Raw genomic sequence first — 17,301 nt, 5'->3', positions numbered from 1 at the left:
ACTCCATATTTCCCTAGATGAATTCCCTAATTTCCGATGGAGGCGGTTACATATAAAAAATTTTGGTTCTCGAAATAATTGTCATATGTGATTCCCGTCACCCCGTTCCTGCATCCATATTTACTAAAATAAATCTACAGGGGAAGGTGATAAAATTGGAAAAAAGAATATCTAATTTTTCTATTTTTGAGAATTACCACGATAGGCAGGTCGTTTTAAACTACTATGAGGACGAAGATTTTTTATGGAAAAGAGATGGATTTCATTTTGATAAAATACAATTTTTAAATGGAGTGCTTTTATTTTCAAAAAAAGATGGAAAAACCTTTTCCATTTCCATTAAGGATTATGACAGTGTATCAGTAAATACTGATTTTCAAAACTACTTCATGTTACGCAAAGGCTGTAACAGTATGGAAATGTATTTTCCAAATTGAACCGTCGAGAAAGGGTATTTTTTCAGCAATTTTTAATTTTGTAAAAACCTAAATGACCAACCTTTAGTTGTTTATCCCTGCTAACTGGCCTGTTGATTTCCGCTCCGGGCACTCGCTTTCCGCGGGGAGCTCCTGGAGCCTCCTCGGCGCTTTGGCGCCTGCGGGGTCTCCAGTGACCTCTATATCCCGCAGGAGTCGAGAGCCCTCCGCTCCAATCAACAGGGAGGCAAATCAACCTAAGTTTTGCAACACACATTTTCCATCTTTGCTAAGTGTGTTGCAATCTTTTTCATATCTTGACAGACTGCAATAAGGTGAGTCTGTTCTCTTACATTATTCAATGCCCGTAACTAGGAAGAAAAGAGAAACCAATATAAATCAAGCGAAAAAGGTTGTCGTCTGGACTAATCCATCGATAGAAACAAATTCATATTCACTATAGCAATACTCTATTGGATTGACCATTGAATTCACCACTTATTTTATTGGAGTTGTAGAACTTTATTGAATACACCGTTGATTGGCGCGGAAGGCACGAAGACTCCTGCGGGAGTACGGGGCAGGGGAGACCCCGCAGGAGCGAAGCGATGAGGAGGCTCCCCGGCACGCCCGCGGAAAGCGAAGTGCCTGGAGCGCCAATCAACAGACTTGTTAAAAAGCTTTATATAAATGATATTCAAATTAACGCGGTCGATCCTTAAAGAAAATGAGTAAAATAAAAGGTTGTCGATAGTTTCTCGACAGCCTGAGTCGGCCATTTAGGCCGGCTTTTGTTGTAAACAAAGTAGAATAATGTCTTTTCTTTATGTGGCAGCTATCTTAAAATAAATATATGTTTAGTTAACAAATTAAATGTCATTCTTAATAGGAGGGGAAATTAAACATGGTTCAAGTGAAAGTAGGGATTATCGGCTTAGGGGCACAAGGCAGTGCATATGCCGAATTTATATCTGCCGGAAAAGTGAAAAACATGGCCCTTGGTGCCCTATGTGCCACAAGCGCTACAAAAAAGGAAATGGCTGCCGAGAAGTTCCCGGGAGTCCCATTTTATCAAGATTATACAGAGTTGCTTGAAAGCGGAAATATTGATGCTGTCATTATTTGTACACCGCACTATCTTCACCCGGAGATGGGGATTGAAGCAATTAAAAGAGATGTACACGTATTAATTGAAAAACCTGCCGGAATTTATACGAAGCAGGTAAAAGAATTAAACGAAATTGCGGCAGCGAAACCGGAAATAAAAGTTGGTATATTGTTTAATCAGAGAACAAACCCGCTTTACCAAAAGGTAAAAGAGATTATTGATAATGGCGAGATTGGCGGCATTCGCAGGACAAACTGGATGATTACAACCTCGTGGCGGCCGCAGGGGTATTACGAACAAAACGAATGGAGAGCAACCTGGGGCGGTGAAGGCGGCGGGATCCTGGTTAACCAAGCGCCACACCAGCTTGATTTATTTCAATGGATTTGCGGCATGCCGAAAAAAGTATATTCTAATGTCAAGTTTGGCTATCAACGAAATATAGCGGTGGAAGATGATGTTACCGCTGTTTTTGATTATGGGAATGGAGCAACGGGTGTATTTATTGCTTGTACACATGATGTGATGGGGACGGACCGTTTTGAAATATTAGGTGACAAAGGAAAAATCGTTGTCGATGACAGTAAAAAAGTTACGATCAAACGGCTTTACAAGTCAGAATCTGAAATGAGCGCTTCGTTGACCCAGGAGGAAGTGGCAAATATTTTCAAACACGGGTATCTTGGAGATATTTACAAGGAAGAAGTTTTGGAGTTTAATTCTGTCTGGGGTGGACAACATACCGCTGCAATGGAAAATTTCGCCTCAAGTATCCTTGAAGACACGCCTTTACTTGCCCCTTGCAATGATGGGATTAATCAAGTGGAACTGGCAAACGCCATGCATCTCTCAACTTGGTTGGGGAAAGAAGTGGAATTACCAGTCGATGAAGAATTGTTTTTGGCAGAATTAAATAAAAGAATTTCAGAAGAAAATAAGTATCCTATAAAGAAATAAAAAATAAAAACCAATTCACACATTATTTTTGTGAATTGGTTTTTACTGGTTCTGATGAATCGAATGGTACGAATTCTCCGTGCTTTTCGATTAACTCAACAACTGTTTTAATAAGCTTTTTCATGTTTTATTTCCTCCTAGTGATTTGATACTCTCATTATCAGGGAATGGAAGGATTTTTACAAAGCGGCTGAAAACGGAAACATTCGAGATGAAAACGAAAACAAGGATACTGAAAGCGTACTTCATCTACCTTTTTCTCAGTATTTCGCTGTTTTTCTCCGTTTTTCAGGGGGTACAAGGTGCAGATAAATTTCAAAAACTACAAACACTGTAATCCGTTATTGGATCACCAAAAATAAGAGTACACTTTCGCAAATAAATTGACGTAAAATAACGATAGTGATATGATACAAATGAATTTGTTAGTTTGATAAACAAATTAAAATGAATGGTGGTTTACATCTCCTTTTTGAAATAATTTGAAAGGGATTACACTACGTAACAGATCTTGAAAAAAGGCCGTACATGTAAATTTTTCATAAGGAAACACTAAAGATATAGAGAAGGAGTGAAGAATTGTGGGTGTTATTCAAGACTTACTAAAAGATATACCAGTGCCGAAGATGGCAAAAGTGAAAGTGAATTTTAGCGACGAGAAAATTGATAATCTTGAACATGCGTTAATGGAAAAATTACAGCAAGAACATATAAGAAAAACAGTTAAGCCTGGAATGGAAATTGCCTTGGCCGTTGGCAGCAGGGGACTTGACCGACTTGTTGAACTAACGGAAGTGACCGTTAGATTCTTAAAGGAACTTGGGGCAAATCCTTTCATCGTGCCAAGTATGGGAAGCCATGGCGGTGCAACTGCTGAAGGACAGCGTGAAGTGTTAGCACATCTTGGCGTCACAGAAGAAAGTGTTGGCTGTGAAATCCGCTCCTCGATGGAAGTGGTTAAGATTGACGAACTGCCAAATGGTTTGCCAATTTATATTGATAAGTATGCTTCAGAAGCTGATGGAATTGTCGTCATCAACCGTGTGAAGCCTCATACTGCTTTTAGGGGCCCTGTTGAAAGCGGCATTATGAAAATGATCAGCATTGGTTTAGGAAAGCAAAGAGGTGCAGAGGCCTGCCATCAACTAGGCTTTAAGTATATGGCGGAAAATGTTCCCGCAATGGCCAAGGTCATAATGGCGAAAAAGCCAGTCCTGTTTGGTGTGGCGTCCGTTGAAAATGCTTTTGATAAAGTGGCAGCTGTGGACGTTCTTACACCTTCAGAAATTATCGAAAAGGAAGCCGACCTGCAGAAAAAAGCAAAAGAGCTATTGCCTAAGCTTTTCTTTGATCAATTGGATGTGCTAGTGATTGATGAGATTGGAAAAAATATCAGCGGTGATGGAATGGATCCGAACATAACCGGACGTTATCCAACTCCATATGCAACCGGAGGTCCGGATGTTAACAAAATGGTCGTGCTATCTGTTACTCCTGAATCCGAAGGAAATGCCAATGGGGTAGGTACCGCTGATTTTACAACTCAGCGCCTAGTAGACAATATGGACTTAGAAGGAACATATGCCAACGGCTTAACTTCAACGGTTGTGTCGCCTACAAAAATTGCCACTACGCTGCCAAATGATAAACAGGCGATTCAGGCTGCCGTTAAGACGTGTAATATTTTAGATTTTACCAAAGTGAAAATGGTGCGCATTAAAAATACATTGAAGATTAGTGAAATAGAAGTTTCTGAGGCATTGCTAGATTATATAGGCAATCATCCAAATATGGAGCAAGTTTCAGATTTATATGATATTAACTTTGATGAAAATGGAAATTTATTCTAGAAAAATCAGGGGGAGAACAATATGACAAACTTATTTGACCTAACCGGAAAAACAGCAGTAGCCGTGGGTGGAAATGGCGTATTAGGCTCAGCTATGGCCAAAGGATTAGCAGAGCATGGGGCAAAGGTTGCGATTGTCGGCCGCAATCTCGAAACGGCTGAAAAGGTTGTAAAGGAAATTGTCGAAGCGGGCGGGGAAGCGAAGGCTTTTCAAGCAGATGTCAGTTCCAAGGACTCTTTGCAGCAGGCAGCTAATGAAATCGAACAATGGGCAGGCGGCTGGGATATTCTTTTGAATGCACCAGGAACAAACAGTGCCACACCATTCTTTGAACTTGATATGGATGAGTACGACAAAATCATGGATATAAACTTAAAAGGTATTGTGATGACCTGCCAAATTTTTGCGAAGCGAATGATTGAGCAGGAGCGTAAGGGCAGCATTATTAATATTTCGTCTGTTTCATCGACAACTCCGCTTTCTCGCGTCTTTACGTATTCTGTATCAAAAGCCGGCCTTAATAGCGTGACACAATTTTTAGCGCGTGAATTTGCGCAAAATGGAATCCGTGTCAATGCGATCATCCCTGGGTTCTTCCCGGCTGAACAAAATCGCAAAATTTTGGACAAGGAGCGGATCGAGTCCATTATGCGTCATACGCCAATGAACCGCTTTGGTGAAGCGGAAGAGCTTCAAGGGGCAACTGTATGGCTTGCGTCTGAAAAAGCCTCCAGCTTTGTGACAGGTGCCATGATCCGTGTCGATGGCGGTTTCGGAGCGATGACCATTTAAACATAATGACAAGCAATTCCCTAATAAGATAACAATGATGAAGTATAAATAGATTGATTTTATTGAGGGGAGAGGGGACAATGCTTACCGAGAAATACAGTAAATTACAGTCTATTCTCCGAGAAATGGATTCAGTTGTCGTTGCCTTTTCAGGCGGTGTGGATAGTACGTTTCTGCTAAAGGCTGCAGTCGAGACATTAGGGCCTGAGAAGGTCCTGGCGGTTACAGCCGATTCAGAAACCTATCCATCCAGCGAGCTTCAAGAGGCGATTAAACTAGCGGAACAAATCGGCGTGAAACATCAGGTAATTGAAACTTCCGAGTTAGCGATTCCTGGTTATGCAGAAAACAGTAAAAACCGTTGCTATTTTTGCAAAAGCAGTTTGTTTGATCATTTAATCCCTGTCATGGAAGAAAAGGGCTTTAAAAATGCCATTTATGGTGTTATTGCCGATGATATGAATGAATTCCGTCCAGGCATGCAGGCAGCTAAAGAGAAGGGAATTCGCGGCCCGCTTCAGGAAGCGGACCTCTATAAGGAAGAAATCCGCGAGCTTTCCCGGGAGTTTGATTTGCCTACGTGGGATAAACCATCGTTCGCCTGTCTTTCTTCAAGGATTGCGTATGGTGAGTACATTACGAAAGAAAAGCTGACAAAGGTGGAAAAAGCAGAATACTATTTAAAATCCCTGCAAATCCGCCAAGTTCGCGTAAGAACTCACCAGGATATCGCCCGAATTGAGGTAGAACCTAAAGATATGGCGATCATTCTTGAAAATCATGATACCATTGTGCGTAATTTACAAGAGTTTGGCTATAAATATATAACACTTGATTTAATTGGCTATCAGAGCGGAAGTATGAATAAGGTTCTTTCCTAACAGCTTTTTACATTTGTTTTGCCTCCATAGAAAATTCACCAATAAAAAAGGTTTTGGATTTTTCCAAAGCCTTTTTTGTAGATTACTAGATTGACGGTTAATAAAAAAAGTGGATAGAGGTTAGCACAATGAAAAAAATCTTATTGGTTGACGATGAAAGGTGGGTTCGGACGGCCCTTAAGTGGACAATCAAAAAGTTGGCACTTCCCCTAGAAATTATTCATGAATGCGAGAATGGTTTAGAGGCACTGGACTGGATCAAGCAAAATGACGTTGACCTTGTCATCACAGATATCCAAATGCCGATAATGGACGGACTTTCGTTGGCGAATGAGCTATCAAAATTAAACAAGAAACAGGATTGTTTTATCATTAGTGTTCATCATGAGTTTCAATTAGCGCATCAGGCGTTGAGGAGCGGTGTGACGGATTATCTTATTAAACCGATTGAGGAAAATGAATTAAAAGAATGCCTGGAAAGATGGTTATTTAAACGAAATAAAGAAGAGGCATTCAGAAAAATTGCTCAAGTACAGGATGAGGCAATTCCATCATCTACCATTGAAAGGGTATTACAATATATAGAAAAAACCCCTTTAGATCAAATAACTCTAAAGGCTGCCGCAGAACATGTCCATATTAATCCCAGCTATTTAAGTCAATTATTCAAACAGCAGTTCAATAAAAAATTTGTTGGCTATATCACTGAGCTGCGAATTCAAGAGAGTAAAAGATTGCTTCAGAATACATCATTACGCATGTCAGAGATTGCGGAACGGGTCGGTTATTCAGATTTAGCTTATTTTAGTAATAATTTTAAAAGAATTACGGGTAGTTCTCCCTCTGAATTTAGAAAGTCAAGCGATTAACGGAATCTATTAAATGGCTCTTTTTTTTTATGCCTTAAAAAGATTAATAGGAATTTAGAAATAGGTAAGTTGACCTATTTTTCTAAATATTAAAAAAACACAAATATAGCAAAAAAAATCCTATACTACTATCATTCAATATCCTCTTAAAATTATCGTTGAAAGCGTTTACTAAAACCAATTAATAGGGGGAAGAAAAATGGCGTCAGTATCAAAACAAATAAGAAAAACGTCAAGACTGAGAAAAACACTTCTTACTGGTACACTTGCTTTATCTCTGTTAGCTCCAGTCATGGTCCCACAGGTAAGTGCAAATAGTAATGAAGACTTGGGGTACGTTGACCCAGCTTCACAAAATGCCGGAAACGGCGGGGCAGATACGGTTACATATCGTATTGCAGCCAACTCGGTTACCGGTCAACCAGAAATTGAGGCAGCAAAGAAAGGCGTTCTGACGGCGGATGGGAAGCAATTCAGAGATTTAGATGGTGACAGGAGTTTAGATCCTTATGAGGACTGGAGAAAACCTGTTAATGAGCGGGTAGCCGATCTGGTGTCAAAGATGACTTTGGCTGAAAAGGCGGGCATGATGTTAATTAACACGCACACTCCGATTGCCAACCCGGCTGATGGAAGATATGTAAGTGCAGATGACCCGATGATTGTTGGGAAAAATATGCGCCATGTCATCTTCCGGCAAACTCCGACCGTCGATGTGATAGCAAAATATACAAATCAGCTTCAGGAATTAGCAGAGGAATCGAGGTTGGGTATCCCAGTTGTTGTCACTTCAAACCCTCGTAACCATGCTTCCACAGATTACACTAATAATAGTGACGGTGCAGGTATGCACACCTTCTGGCCTGGGCCGCTAGGGTTTGCAGCAGCACGAGACGCAGAAGCAGTTAAGGAATTCGGACAAATTGCTGCAAAGGAATGGAGAGCGGCCGGCATTCGCAAGGTTTATGGTTATACAGCAGATGTCTCCACAGACCCATTATGGGCAAGAATCGAAGACACCTTTGGTGAGGACCCTACTCTAGCATCAGACATGGTATATAACGTCATAACCGGCTTCCAGGGCGAAAAGCTTGGCAGCGACAGTGTTTCGATTACGGTCAAGCACTTCCCAGGCGGAGGGGCACGTGATAATGGTTTGGACCCTCACTTTGTGGAAGGGAAATTCAATCCATATCCGACAGAAGGCAGCTTGTTAAAGTACCATATTCCTCCTTTCCAGGCAGCTATTAAAGCTAATGTTACGTCTGTCATGCCATATTACGCTTTTCCGAGTAACGAGTATAGCGCTGATCAAGGATTGCCATGGTATAAACCTGATCAGCAATTTGAAGAAGTCGGCTTTGCATTAAACAAAGGAATTTTGGATTTCTTGCGCAACGGCCTTGGTTTCAAAGGATATGTAAACTCTGATACTGGTGCTGTTGGTGGCAACGCTTGGGGTGCTGAAGATTTATCGCCGGAAGCGAAAGTAGCTAAGGCCATTCAAGCAGGAACAGATATCATTTCAGGATCATCCGACCCACAGGTTATTATCAATGCAGTAAAATCAGGGTTGCTGTCAGAATCAGAAGTTAACGAATCTGTCTCATTGCTGCTGACAGAAATGATGAATTTAGGTCTATTCGAAGATCCATATGTAAATCCACTGCAAGCTTTGGAAGTTGTCGCAGATCCTAAAGCAAAAGCACTTGCAGATGAAGCACACCTTAAATCAGTGGTTTTATTACGCAACGATAAAAATATCTTGCCGTTAAAAGATGCTAAGCTGCAAAAAGTGAAGCTTTATGTTGAAATGTTCGGCGGAGATGCAGCCGCTGCTACAGCCAATTTAAAACAGACTATTAAAAATCATGATGCCTCTATCACTATCGTGGATAATCTTTCGGAAGCAACACATGCGTTTGTTTGGGTGAAACCGGCACAATCCAACTGGGATAATAATCCACGAATCACAGTAGGTCCTGAAACAGGAGTCGCGAATGTAGATCGAATTGTTGAAATTCAAAAAACCGTTCCAACAATTACGGCAATCAACTTTATCAGCCCTTGGTTAATTAATCAAATTGAACCAAATGCGGCTGCTGTTTTAGCCACATACGGTACGAAGCCTGAAGCAGTAATAGATGTCATTCGCGGCGAATTTAACCCGATTGGAAAGCTGCCAATGGCCATCCCTGCTAGTGCTGAAGCTGTGGACAAGGAAGTTGGCGATGTCCCGAGCTTTGCACCTGAAGAAACCCCTAATTATTCTTATTTAAATAAAGCTGGTAACAAATACGAGTATGGATTTGGTCTTTCTTATAATCAAGGAAAAGCTGTTGGAAAACCAGACCATGCGGGGGAAATTGGCACACCTGCTCATGCCCAAAAAAAATAAAAAATAACATGTCAGGGCTGTCTCTACTGGGGACAGCCCTGACATGTTATTTTCATAAAATTGTTAGAAATGAAAAATAATTTAATGATAAACTATAATATGATATAGATAGTTTTATATATATTAGCAGGACAAAGAGGGCGGGATCAGAATTGAACAGACAATCCCTTGAACATGAAAATATCGAAAGTTTGAAAAAGAAAATTACTGATCTTGAAAAACGAGAAAAAGAGCTTTTAAAAAAACTCGATTATCATACATCCCTTCGTGCTATGGTTTTGGATGCCCTTCCTATTAATGTTTTTTTAGAGGAACCGGATGGGAAGACGATATTTGCTAATAAGCAGGCATGTCAAATGAATGGTATGAAATTAGAAGATCTCATCGGCAAAACGGTTTTTGATTTTTTTCCGAAACATATTGCGGAAATGAATCGGAAAATGGACCTTGAGGTTTGGCAAAAGCGTGACCTGATTACCTGTGAATTAAAGGCTGGATTCAAAGGTAAGGAACACCATATGTTTACCGGCAGAACCATAATTCACGTACCTGAATCTGGGGAGGAATATCTTCTCGGCTTTGGGTTGGATATTACCGAATTAAAATTGGCCCAGAAGCAGATTTCCCATATGGCTTATCATGATGCCTTAACCGGACTTCCCAACAGATGGTTTATAAAATCATACCTCGAGCAATATCAAGCGGAGCAAATGAATCCAAACGAAATGCTCGGGCTGATTCTTTTGGACTTGGACCATTTCAAAATCATTAATGACAGTCTAGGCCATCAAGCAGGAGATGTGTTATTGCAATCCGTTGCTGATCGGCTTAAAACCGAGACTGGTACGGGAAATATTCTTGCTCGGTTTGGCGGAGATGAATTTATTATCCTTCTTCCACACTTAAATGGTGTGGAGGATGCTGTAGAAATTAGCCAATTGGTCCTAAATCTCATGGAGGAACCTTTTTGCGTTCATAGCCAGAATTTTAAAATTACCCCAAGTATCGGAATCAGCATACACCCATTTCATGGAGAAGATATTAATACATTAATAAAAAATGCCGACATCGCGATGTACCATTCGAAGGAAAAAGGGAGAAATCGCTATTCACTCTTTACCCCAAACATGAAGAAGCAGGCATTGGCTGAAATGGAAAAAATAACGGCTGCCATTTGAATGGCAGCCGTTATTAATCATACCCATTTTAGTTCTAACAAAAATTGTTCCTTAAATAGCTGAATTAAAAACTCATTATAGTAGTCGTTTCTGACGATTATTTGATAGCGGTTGTTGGCATGAATATAAAAGTGAATGTCTGTCAGAACCTTATTATTGTCGAAATATTCACGGACCTTTTCAAGTCCTTTTTTCTGCTCCTTTGATAGAAGGGTGATGGAGAATTCATAATCATCTCCATTTTTCTTTTCCGTTAATTCAATCAGTTTCTCGTTCAATTTATACTTAACCTTCATCTAATCCCCTCCTAAATTAAATATCTCAAATAGATATAAACTGTACAAATCATAATTGAAAGAATCATTAATGGAAAGGCGATGAGCAAGAATTTACCGAATGAAATATGATGACCTTCCTTAGCTGCCAACCCAGCCACAATGACATTGGCGCTAGCACCAATCAAGGTCCCGTTTCCGCCGAGACATGCCCCTAGTGCCAGGCTCCACCAAAGCGGTTCAAGGTTTTGAATACCAAGGTCGCCCATATCTTTTATCATTGGAATCATCGTGGCAACAAACGGGATATTGTCTATAAATGCAGATGCAATCGCACTTACCCACAGAATTAAAAGCGAAGTGGAGGTAACGTTTCCACCAGTAAGATGAACAGCTTTGTCTGCCAATAAGGAAATGACGCCCGTCTCAACCAATCCGGATACAAGGACAAACAGTCCGATAAAGAAGAAAATGGTTGTCCATTCTACTTTTTCTAAAGCCTTATCCAAATACTTTTCGCCTGTTAATAAAAGCAGCAGGAAAGCTCCGGCTAAAGCAACAGTGGCTGATTCAATATGTAATAATTGATGCAGGAAGAATCCTAATATCGTTAATCCGATGACAGTTAACGATTTTGTTAATAACACTTTATCGGTTATTTCCTCTTTTTCATCCAAATCCATTACATTAGCTTTTAGTTCAGTCGATGTTTTAAGTTGTTTTCGATATATGAAAGCCAAAATGGCAATATTCACAAAAAGGATAAGAAATGAAATAGCTGAAAGGTTATAAATGAATTCCATAAAGGTTAGTTCTTTAACAGCGCTTCCAAGCATGATATTCGGAGGATCACCAATCAGAGTAGCGGTTCCGCCAATATTTGACGCAAGAATTTGCGTTATTAAAAAGGGTATTGGATTCACCTGCAGTTGGCGAGTAATACTGAAGGTAACAGGGACCATCAACAGGACGGTGGTGACATTGTCCAAGAAAGCTGAAACTACTGCCGTTATGATCCCGAACATAATTAGCGTTTTTAAAGGATCAGCTCCAGCTTTTTTGGCGGACCATATAGCAAGATATTTGAACAAACCCGTTTCGGCTGTAATGGTAACGATAATCATCATACCGGTTAATAATCCAATGGTATTAAAATCAATATGATGAAGTGCTTCTTCTTGACCGACAATTCCCAGTACAACCATTAAAATTCCACCAATCATGGCGATAATGGTTCGGTGAATCTTTTCTGTGACGATAAAGGCATAGATGACGAGAAAAACGCCTAATGCTATGAGTGCTTGTGTTGACATGTTTCGACCTCTTCTCCCTAATTTCTGCTATAAGTGTGAATACAAAAAGGAGCCCGAAAATACGACAGACTCCTCTATAATTCACCGAATATTTCCTTATTTTATTTTATAAAAGTCTGCATAGGTTGTAAAGTGTCTAAACAAATAGATGTTGTCCAAGCTTTCGTCTGTAGCCGCACATTCCTCCAATGGAAATGGACAGCCAGAGCAAGAAAGCCGGACAACAATTATTATTTTAATCATATCCATCTGCAAAACAATGGATAATTTGTGAATAAAAAGATAACATTTTAAGACCTAGTGGCCTAATTTATTTATAGTTTTAACCATTTCCTTATGCTCTGGCATTAATAATTTATACAGCTGAGTATCTGTTTGGACAAGCGGCTTGCCTTTTTCGTCCGCAATTGGCCTGACCTGGGATATGCCATTTACGACCTTCCATTTGCCGGCCACTTTTTTTATATTTAAATCAATAATCCCCAGATGACTTCCAAAGGCTCCTGCCATGACTATCGGTTTTCCATTTATTCGTCCGGTTTTCATATCCGTGTTGGCAATCTTTTGATAGGAAGGCCCGGGAAACACGCTGTGGGAATGCCCTGAAAGGATAGCGTCAATCCCAGGGATTTTTGTTAAATAGTAAACCGCATCTTCCGTATCGGGATGGTATGGTTCGTCGGTGATTCCCGTATGGGCTAGGGCTATTACAACATCTGCACCTTCCGCCTTCATGATTGGGACATATTCCTTTGCGGTTTCCACAATCGGCCGCGGGAAAACTCTGCCTTCAAGGTTTGACTTATCCCACTTCATAATCTGTGTTGGCATAAAGCTAATCACACCAATATTCAGGTCATGTTTCTTCCCATCTTGGTCCTCCAGCTTTCGTTTTAAAATGACGTAGGGTTTAAAATATGGGGTGTTTGTTTTTATAGAAATAACATTGGCGTTAATGGCAGGCATTTCGGCCCCTTTTAAAGCAGTATTTAAAAATTTTAATCCATAATTAAATTCGTGATTGCCGATTGCGATGGCATCATACTTTAAATGATTGAAGGCCCGGTAAACGGGGTGGATCTTGCCTTTGTTGATTCCTTTAATTCTGGCCAGATATTCGCCAAGGGGATTCCCCTTTAAGTGATCGCCACCATCAAATAATAGTGAATTCTTCACTTCGTTTCGTGCCTGGCGAATGAGAGAAGCAGTTTGAACCAGGCCGATTCGATTATTTTCCCTTGATAGATAGTAATCATAGTTGATTAAATCTGCATGCAAATCGGTCGTTTCAAGCAATCTTAAGTCAATCGACGTGCTTTTCTGTGCCGTTGCTTTTGCAACCGGATGCGTTGCGGAAGGCTGCAACATGAATACAAGGGCAAGCAAAAATAGAAAGGAAGTTTTTTTAAACAATAGAGGGACCTCCTTTGGTTTTAAAAGTATAGGTCCAAATAGTATTTGTTTTTTTAAAACAATTATTAATTAAAATTGGACGGACATTCCTCTTAATGTATGAGTCTGCTTTCTTTTGCTTTTTTTTGCATGGTGCCGCCGTATTTTTCAATGGGCCCTTTTAAAACTAAACCAAAGATCAAAGTGATCACGGTGATCATCGAAAGGATGGTAAGGTCATGTTTGGCAACATCCCACTCGATTCCTCCGACGGCTTCCCGCATCAGGCTGATGGCATAGGTAAAGGGTAAAAAGGGATGAAGCTTTTGAAAGAATGACGGCATCACCTGAACAGGAAAAGTGCCCCCAGCACCGGAAATTTGCAGGACAAGAAAAACAATGGCCAACCCTTTTCCAACATTTCCGAAAATGGATACCAGTGTATAGGTAATCAGCATAAAGATAGCACTAATCAGTAATCCAAATAAGATAAACCAGGTCTTATCAACTACATAGGTCTTCAACAGCAGAATATCACCCGCGGTTACGATGAGAGCTTGGCATAGCGCGACGGTCAAAAAGGTTAAAAAGCGGCCTAAATAGACATGATTCGGATGATACGTACCTGGCAAATCATGCACTTCGACAGGGATTAATGAAATAAGCAGAGTCGCACCTACCCATAAAGCAAGTGTGGTAAAAAAGGGAGACATGGCCGATCCGTAATTCGGAATCGGAAATAGCCTTTTTTCCTTTAATAGAACAGGCTCGGCAAAAAAGTCACTTTCCTTTTTGACATCGTTACGCAGCAAATCAATAATGTCACGGATATCCTCCGTTTTTTCAAATTCACGGATTTGATTGGCTAGATTTGTGATTTTTTGCTTTACAGCAGGGAAATCCCTTTTTATTAGGGCCAAATCCCGTTTCCCGATGGCAATTCCGGCTGCGGCATCCTGAAGGATTTTTTTAATTTGTAAAAGTGTTTGGTCAGCGTTTGCAAAAAATTCATTTGCCTTGACGGGAACTTGTTTGGCGGCATCACTGATTTGCGCAAACTTCGGTTCGATTTTGCTGTCATATTGATTCACAAGCAGTCCTAAACCTGATGACAGATCCGAAGCAATTTGGTTAGTCCGCACCAGCAGGTCCTGTGAGGGTGTTCCAAGGCTTTGAATCGTTTTTAAATTATTTAATAGTCTTTCGGCGGAGTCTTTTTGCTTATTTAGTTGTGCTATTTCACCCGTAAAGAGTGGTGCAGTCCCTAAGCCATTTACTTGATTTAATAGGTTGATTAAAAGTGTTTCCGCATGGATTAATGCGGTAAGGCGGGTGATTCCATCATTTAGTGCACTCTGCTTTTCCTTTGTATTGGCGGTATTTGATAATAAAATTCCCGTGACTTGTTCCACATCTGCTGCTGTTTGCTCCATAAAGATTAGATTTTGCTTAACGGCGGGTGCGAGATTTTCGAATGTTTCTTTATTACTGTCAAAAAACGTTGTTAGTTGTTCGGATAGCTCTTGGGCGTGGCCCAATATGGAGTCTACTTCATTGATTTTTACTTGTAAGTCTGCCACGATTTTTTCCGCCTGGTCTGCGTCTTGATTCGAGGTATTAATGATATTTTCGGCCTCCGTCAAATGATCGTTTAACCAAAAAATCATGGTTTTCAGTTTCTCAATATCAGGCAGGTTTTTTTGCAGTTCAATGCCAAGCTGATTAAAAATATCAAAAATAACGCCATTGGCTGTCTTCACAAAGTTTTTGCTGATTTGCTCTTTGATGCCTGTGGCTCCTTTAGCTGTGATTTTTGGGGCAATAGCATTAATTTTTTCATTTACAACATAGATGAGTACCGGCTTTTGCGGGTTATCGCTGAGGACAGTTCCAATTTTTTTAGAGAAATCCTTCGGAATCGTAATGCTCGCGAAATAATCTCCGTGTTTCACGCCTTGGTCCGCTTTTTTAGCATCAACAAAATCCCAGCCAAGCGATTTATTTTGTTTAAGAGATTTCACAACCTCTTCGCCGATGTTGATCTTTTTCCCTCTTAGGACGGTGCCGTTATCCTCATTGATAACGGCAATTGGAATTCCGCCCGTATTGCCGTATGGATCCCATGACGCTATTATATTAAACCAGGCATAAAGAGACGGTATAAACATCAGTGCGATAATCACGAGGGCTGCAGCCCAATTCGTCATGACACTTTTTATATCATCTTGAAAAATTTTCAAAATCTTATTCATATCAGCCAATCACCTAACATTGATGTTTAATAATTAATAGTATTTGTCATATTTACCTGTTGATACCCTAGATTTAAAAAGCAAATGCTAGGGATACTGGTCAGAAATTTGTCAAAAACATATGAACAAATAGTGAATAATACTATCTTCATAATAAAAAAGAAGATAAATTTTTTATAATGATGGTAGTTAAATCAGGGAGGTAATTTGACATGAATATAACTACTATTATTGAATTAGAGAATCAAGAAGTTGAAACGATCGCCGGTGCAAAATTAGTGTTCGCCCAGGAACAAATTGAGGAAAATATCATCGAGACCTGTGTGGAATGTTTTCAAGAGGATGATTCCGAGGATCGGATTTCAACGGAAGAAGCTATGGAAAGAGTGTTTGCCAAATTGCAGGAAGATGGAATTATTCCCGAAAATGTCGAGGAGTTTTCCTTTGAACTGCCATCCTGTGAGAGATTAAAAAGCAAAGCTGATAATATGGCCGACATTCCGCAAAAAGTTATTCTATCATTTGTGTCATAAAGAAGTTCCTTGGAGCTTCTTTTTTCCATTCTGAGTTGTAAGTAAGTGTGACATAAGTCGAAGCCAGAAGCTTCCATGTGCATTATAATGGAATTGGTAAACCTTGGAGATTGGTTCAGATAACTCATTTGTAAACGCTTACAAATGTTAGGGGGCTGCTGTTTATTTGAAGGCGAATGGCAAGATTACCATTTTATCAGGGCATTTTGGCAGCGGAAAAACCGAGATTGCCATCAATTTGGCTTTATCAGAACGGACGAAACATGATAAAGTTGCCATCAATGATTTGGATATTATCAACCCTTACTATCGTTCCCGGGATGCTGCCTCAGTTTTCAGGGAGCATGATGTAGAATTAATCGCCCCACAAAACCGCTTGGCTTCAGCGGATTTGCCAATCGTATCAGGGGAGATTTACCGGGTGCTCCATGACTCCAGGTATCGCTTAATCGTCGATGCCGGTGGGGACAAGGACGGGGCGACAGCGCTTGGGCAATATTATCACGAATGGAAAGATATGCAGCCAGAACTATGGTTTGTCTTGAATGCGAACAGGCCTTTTGTCAGTACATTAGAGGGGGCGGCATACACGATTGGCAAGATTGAAAACGCCTCCCGCTTGAAGGTGACCGGCATCATTAATAATACCAACATCGGTCTTGAAACCACCATGGAAGATGTTTGGCGGGGCCATGAGTTAAGTAGTCTATTGGCGGAAAAGCTGAATATCGCATTTTTATTTACAACGATAGCCAATCATCTACAAAAAGATGCCTGCAATTTTGCTTACAGATATGAAGCGTTTTTTATTAAGCGGTATATGAAGTTACCTTGGGAAGGGTGAGTTCTATGGAAAAACGAGTTGTTTTTAATGAAGCCAGTTGTAAATCGTGCAGCCTTTGTGTGCAGGTTTGTCCCACCAATGTTATTTTTCTCGCAGACTATTTAAACAGTAATGGATACCGGCCTGCCGCAGTTGTTGATCAGGAGAACTGCATTAGCTGTGCCAAGTGCGCCCAGGTTTGTCCGGATACGGTCATCTTAGTGTATAGGCCAGTCAAGGTATTACAAACGGTGTGATAGGGGG

General features: G+C 40.4%; 15 protein-coding genes. 11 read left to right on the top strand and 4 right to left on the bottom strand.

What is annotated here, in order from left to right; all coding sequences use genetic code 11:
- Window positions 1–155: 155 nt before the first annotated feature.
- The 8 genes from KHA99_RS07530 (at window position 156) to KHA99_RS07495 (ending at window position 10,449) form a co-directional block, all read left to right on the top strand.
- Window positions 156–437 carry a hypothetical protein gene (locus tag KHA99_RS07530; protein WP_213115848.1) on the top strand — a complete coding sequence of 94 codons (282 nt, stop codon included), beginning with the start codon at window positions 156–158 and terminating at the stop codon, window positions 435–437.
- Between the two features lie 883 nt (window positions 438–1,320).
- On the top strand, window positions 1,321–2,481 hold the full coding sequence (locus tag KHA99_RS07525) for a Gfo/Idh/MocA family protein (RefSeq protein ID WP_213116771.1): 1,161 nt from the start codon (window positions 1,321–1,323) through the stop codon (window positions 2,479–2,481).
- Between the two features lie 581 nt (window positions 2,482–3,062).
- Complete coding sequence (locus KHA99_RS07520) at window positions 3,063–4,331, top strand: nickel pincer cofactor-dependent isomerase, group 22 (RefSeq protein WP_213116770.1); 1,269 nt, start codon at window positions 3,063–3,065, stop codon at window positions 4,329–4,331.
- A 21-nt stretch (window positions 4,332–4,352) separates the two neighbouring features.
- A complete protein-coding gene (locus KHA99_RS07515; protein WP_213116769.1) occupies window positions 4,353–5,123 on the top strand; it encodes an SDR family oxidoreductase in 771 nt (256 codons plus the stop codon).
- 80 nt (window positions 5,124–5,203) lie between these two features.
- Window positions 5,204–6,004 (top strand): ATP-dependent sacrificial sulfur transferase LarE, encoded by an 801-nt coding sequence (gene larE, locus KHA99_RS07510; RefSeq protein ID WP_213116768.1) that lies wholly within the window; start codon window positions 5,204–5,206, stop codon window positions 6,002–6,004.
- Window positions 6,005–6,132: 128 nt separating this feature from the next.
- On the top strand, window positions 6,133–6,873 hold the full coding sequence (locus KHA99_RS07505; protein WP_213116767.1) for a response regulator transcription factor: 741 nt from the start codon (window positions 6,133–6,135) through the stop codon (window positions 6,871–6,873).
- 199 nt (window positions 6,874–7,072) lie between these two features.
- Window positions 7,073–9,271: a glycoside hydrolase family 3 protein gene (locus KHA99_RS07500; protein ID WP_213116766.1), complete on the top strand. Its 2,199-nt coding sequence runs from the start codon at window positions 7,073–7,075 to the stop codon at window positions 9,269–9,271.
- Window positions 9,272–9,423: 152 nt separating this feature from the next.
- Complete coding sequence (locus KHA99_RS07495; RefSeq protein WP_213116765.1) at window positions 9,424–10,449, top strand: GGDEF domain-containing protein; 1,026 nt, start codon at window positions 9,424–9,426, stop codon at window positions 10,447–10,449.
- A gap of 17 nt (window positions 10,450–10,466) precedes the next feature.
- On the opposite strand, the gene KHA99_RS07490 is transcribed toward KHA99_RS07495, so the two are convergent.
- From KHA99_RS07490 to KHA99_RS07475, 4 genes are all read right to left on the bottom strand, one after another.
- Window positions 10,467–10,745, bottom strand: coding sequence for a hypothetical protein (locus KHA99_RS07490; protein WP_213116764.1), 279 nt, complete (start codon window positions 10,743–10,745; stop codon window positions 10,467–10,469).
- Between the two features lie 11 nt (window positions 10,746–10,756).
- Window positions 10,757–12,037, bottom strand: coding sequence for an ArsB/NhaD family transporter (locus tag KHA99_RS07485; protein WP_213116763.1), 1,281 nt, complete (start codon window positions 12,035–12,037; stop codon window positions 10,757–10,759).
- A gap of 297 nt (window positions 12,038–12,334) precedes the next feature.
- Complete coding sequence (locus tag KHA99_RS07480; RefSeq protein WP_213116762.1) at window positions 12,335–13,450, bottom strand: metallophosphoesterase; 1,116 nt, start codon at window positions 13,448–13,450, stop codon at window positions 12,335–12,337.
- Window positions 13,451–13,542: 92 nt separating this feature from the next.
- Window positions 13,543–15,681, bottom strand: coding sequence for a YhgE/Pip domain-containing protein (locus KHA99_RS07475; protein WP_213116761.1), 2,139 nt, complete (start codon window positions 15,679–15,681; stop codon window positions 13,543–13,545).
- A 212-nt stretch (window positions 15,682–15,893) separates the two neighbouring features.
- Between KHA99_RS07475 and KHA99_RS07470 the strand changes: the two genes are divergently transcribed.
- From KHA99_RS07470 to KHA99_RS07460, 3 genes are all read left to right on the top strand, one after another.
- A complete protein-coding gene (locus KHA99_RS07470) occupies window positions 15,894–16,214 on the top strand; it encodes a hypothetical protein (RefSeq protein WP_213116760.1) in 321 nt (106 codons plus the stop codon).
- A 166-nt stretch (window positions 16,215–16,380) separates the two neighbouring features.
- Window positions 16,381–17,058 carry a CpaE/TadZ family protein gene (locus KHA99_RS07465; protein ID WP_213116759.1) on the top strand — a complete coding sequence of 226 codons (678 nt, stop codon included), beginning with the start codon at window positions 16,381–16,383 and terminating at the stop codon, window positions 17,056–17,058.
- Window positions 17,059–17,063: 5 nt separating this feature from the next.
- The gene (locus tag KHA99_RS07460) at window positions 17,064–17,294 is read left to right on the top strand and encodes a 4Fe-4S binding protein (protein ID WP_213116758.1); all 231 of its coding nucleotides are present in this window, start codon (window positions 17,064–17,066) and stop codon (window positions 17,292–17,294) included.
- The last annotated feature ends 7 nt before the right edge of the window (window positions 17,295–17,301 follow it).

The organism is Neobacillus rhizophilus, assembly GCF_018343535.1.
Classification (GTDB): Bacteria; Bacillota; Bacilli; order Bacillales; family Cytobacillaceae; genus Neobacillus; species Neobacillus rhizophilus.
This window is presented reverse-complemented; position numbering and strand designations above follow the sequence as displayed.

Coding starts and splice junctions, on each gene's coding strand:
- KHA99_RS07505 (WP_213116767.1), top strand. CDS start 6,133: ATGAAAAAAATCTTATTGGTTGACGATGAAAGGTGGGTTCGGACGGCC.
- KHA99_RS07515 (WP_213116769.1), top strand. CDS start 4,353: ATGACAAACTTATTTGACCTAACCGGAAAAACAGCAGTAGCCGTGGGT.
- KHA99_RS07500 (WP_213116766.1), top strand. CDS start 7,073: ATGGCGTCAGTATCAAAACAAATAAGAAAAACGTCAAGACTGAGAAAA.
- larE (WP_213116768.1), top strand. CDS start 5,204: ATGCTTACCGAGAAATACAGTAAATTACAGTCTATTCTCCGAGAAATG.
- KHA99_RS07525 (WP_213116771.1), top strand. CDS start 1,321: ATGGTTCAAGTGAAAGTAGGGATTATCGGCTTAGGGGCACAAGGCAGT.
- KHA99_RS07470 (WP_213116760.1), top strand. CDS start 15,894: ATGAATATAACTACTATTATTGAATTAGAGAATCAAGAAGTTGAAACG.
- KHA99_RS07460 (WP_213116758.1), top strand. CDS start 17,064: ATGGAAAAACGAGTTGTTTTTAATGAAGCCAGTTGTAAATCGTGCAGC.
- KHA99_RS07475 (WP_213116761.1), bottom strand. CDS start 15,681: ATGAATAAGATTTTGAAAATTTTTCAAGATGATATAAAAAGTGTCATG.
- KHA99_RS07490 (WP_213116764.1), bottom strand. CDS start 10,745: ATGAAGGTTAAGTATAAATTGAACGAGAAACTGATTGAATTAACGGAA.
- KHA99_RS07485 (WP_213116763.1), bottom strand. CDS start 12,037: ATGTCAACACAAGCACTCATAGCATTAGGCGTTTTTCTCGTCATCTAT.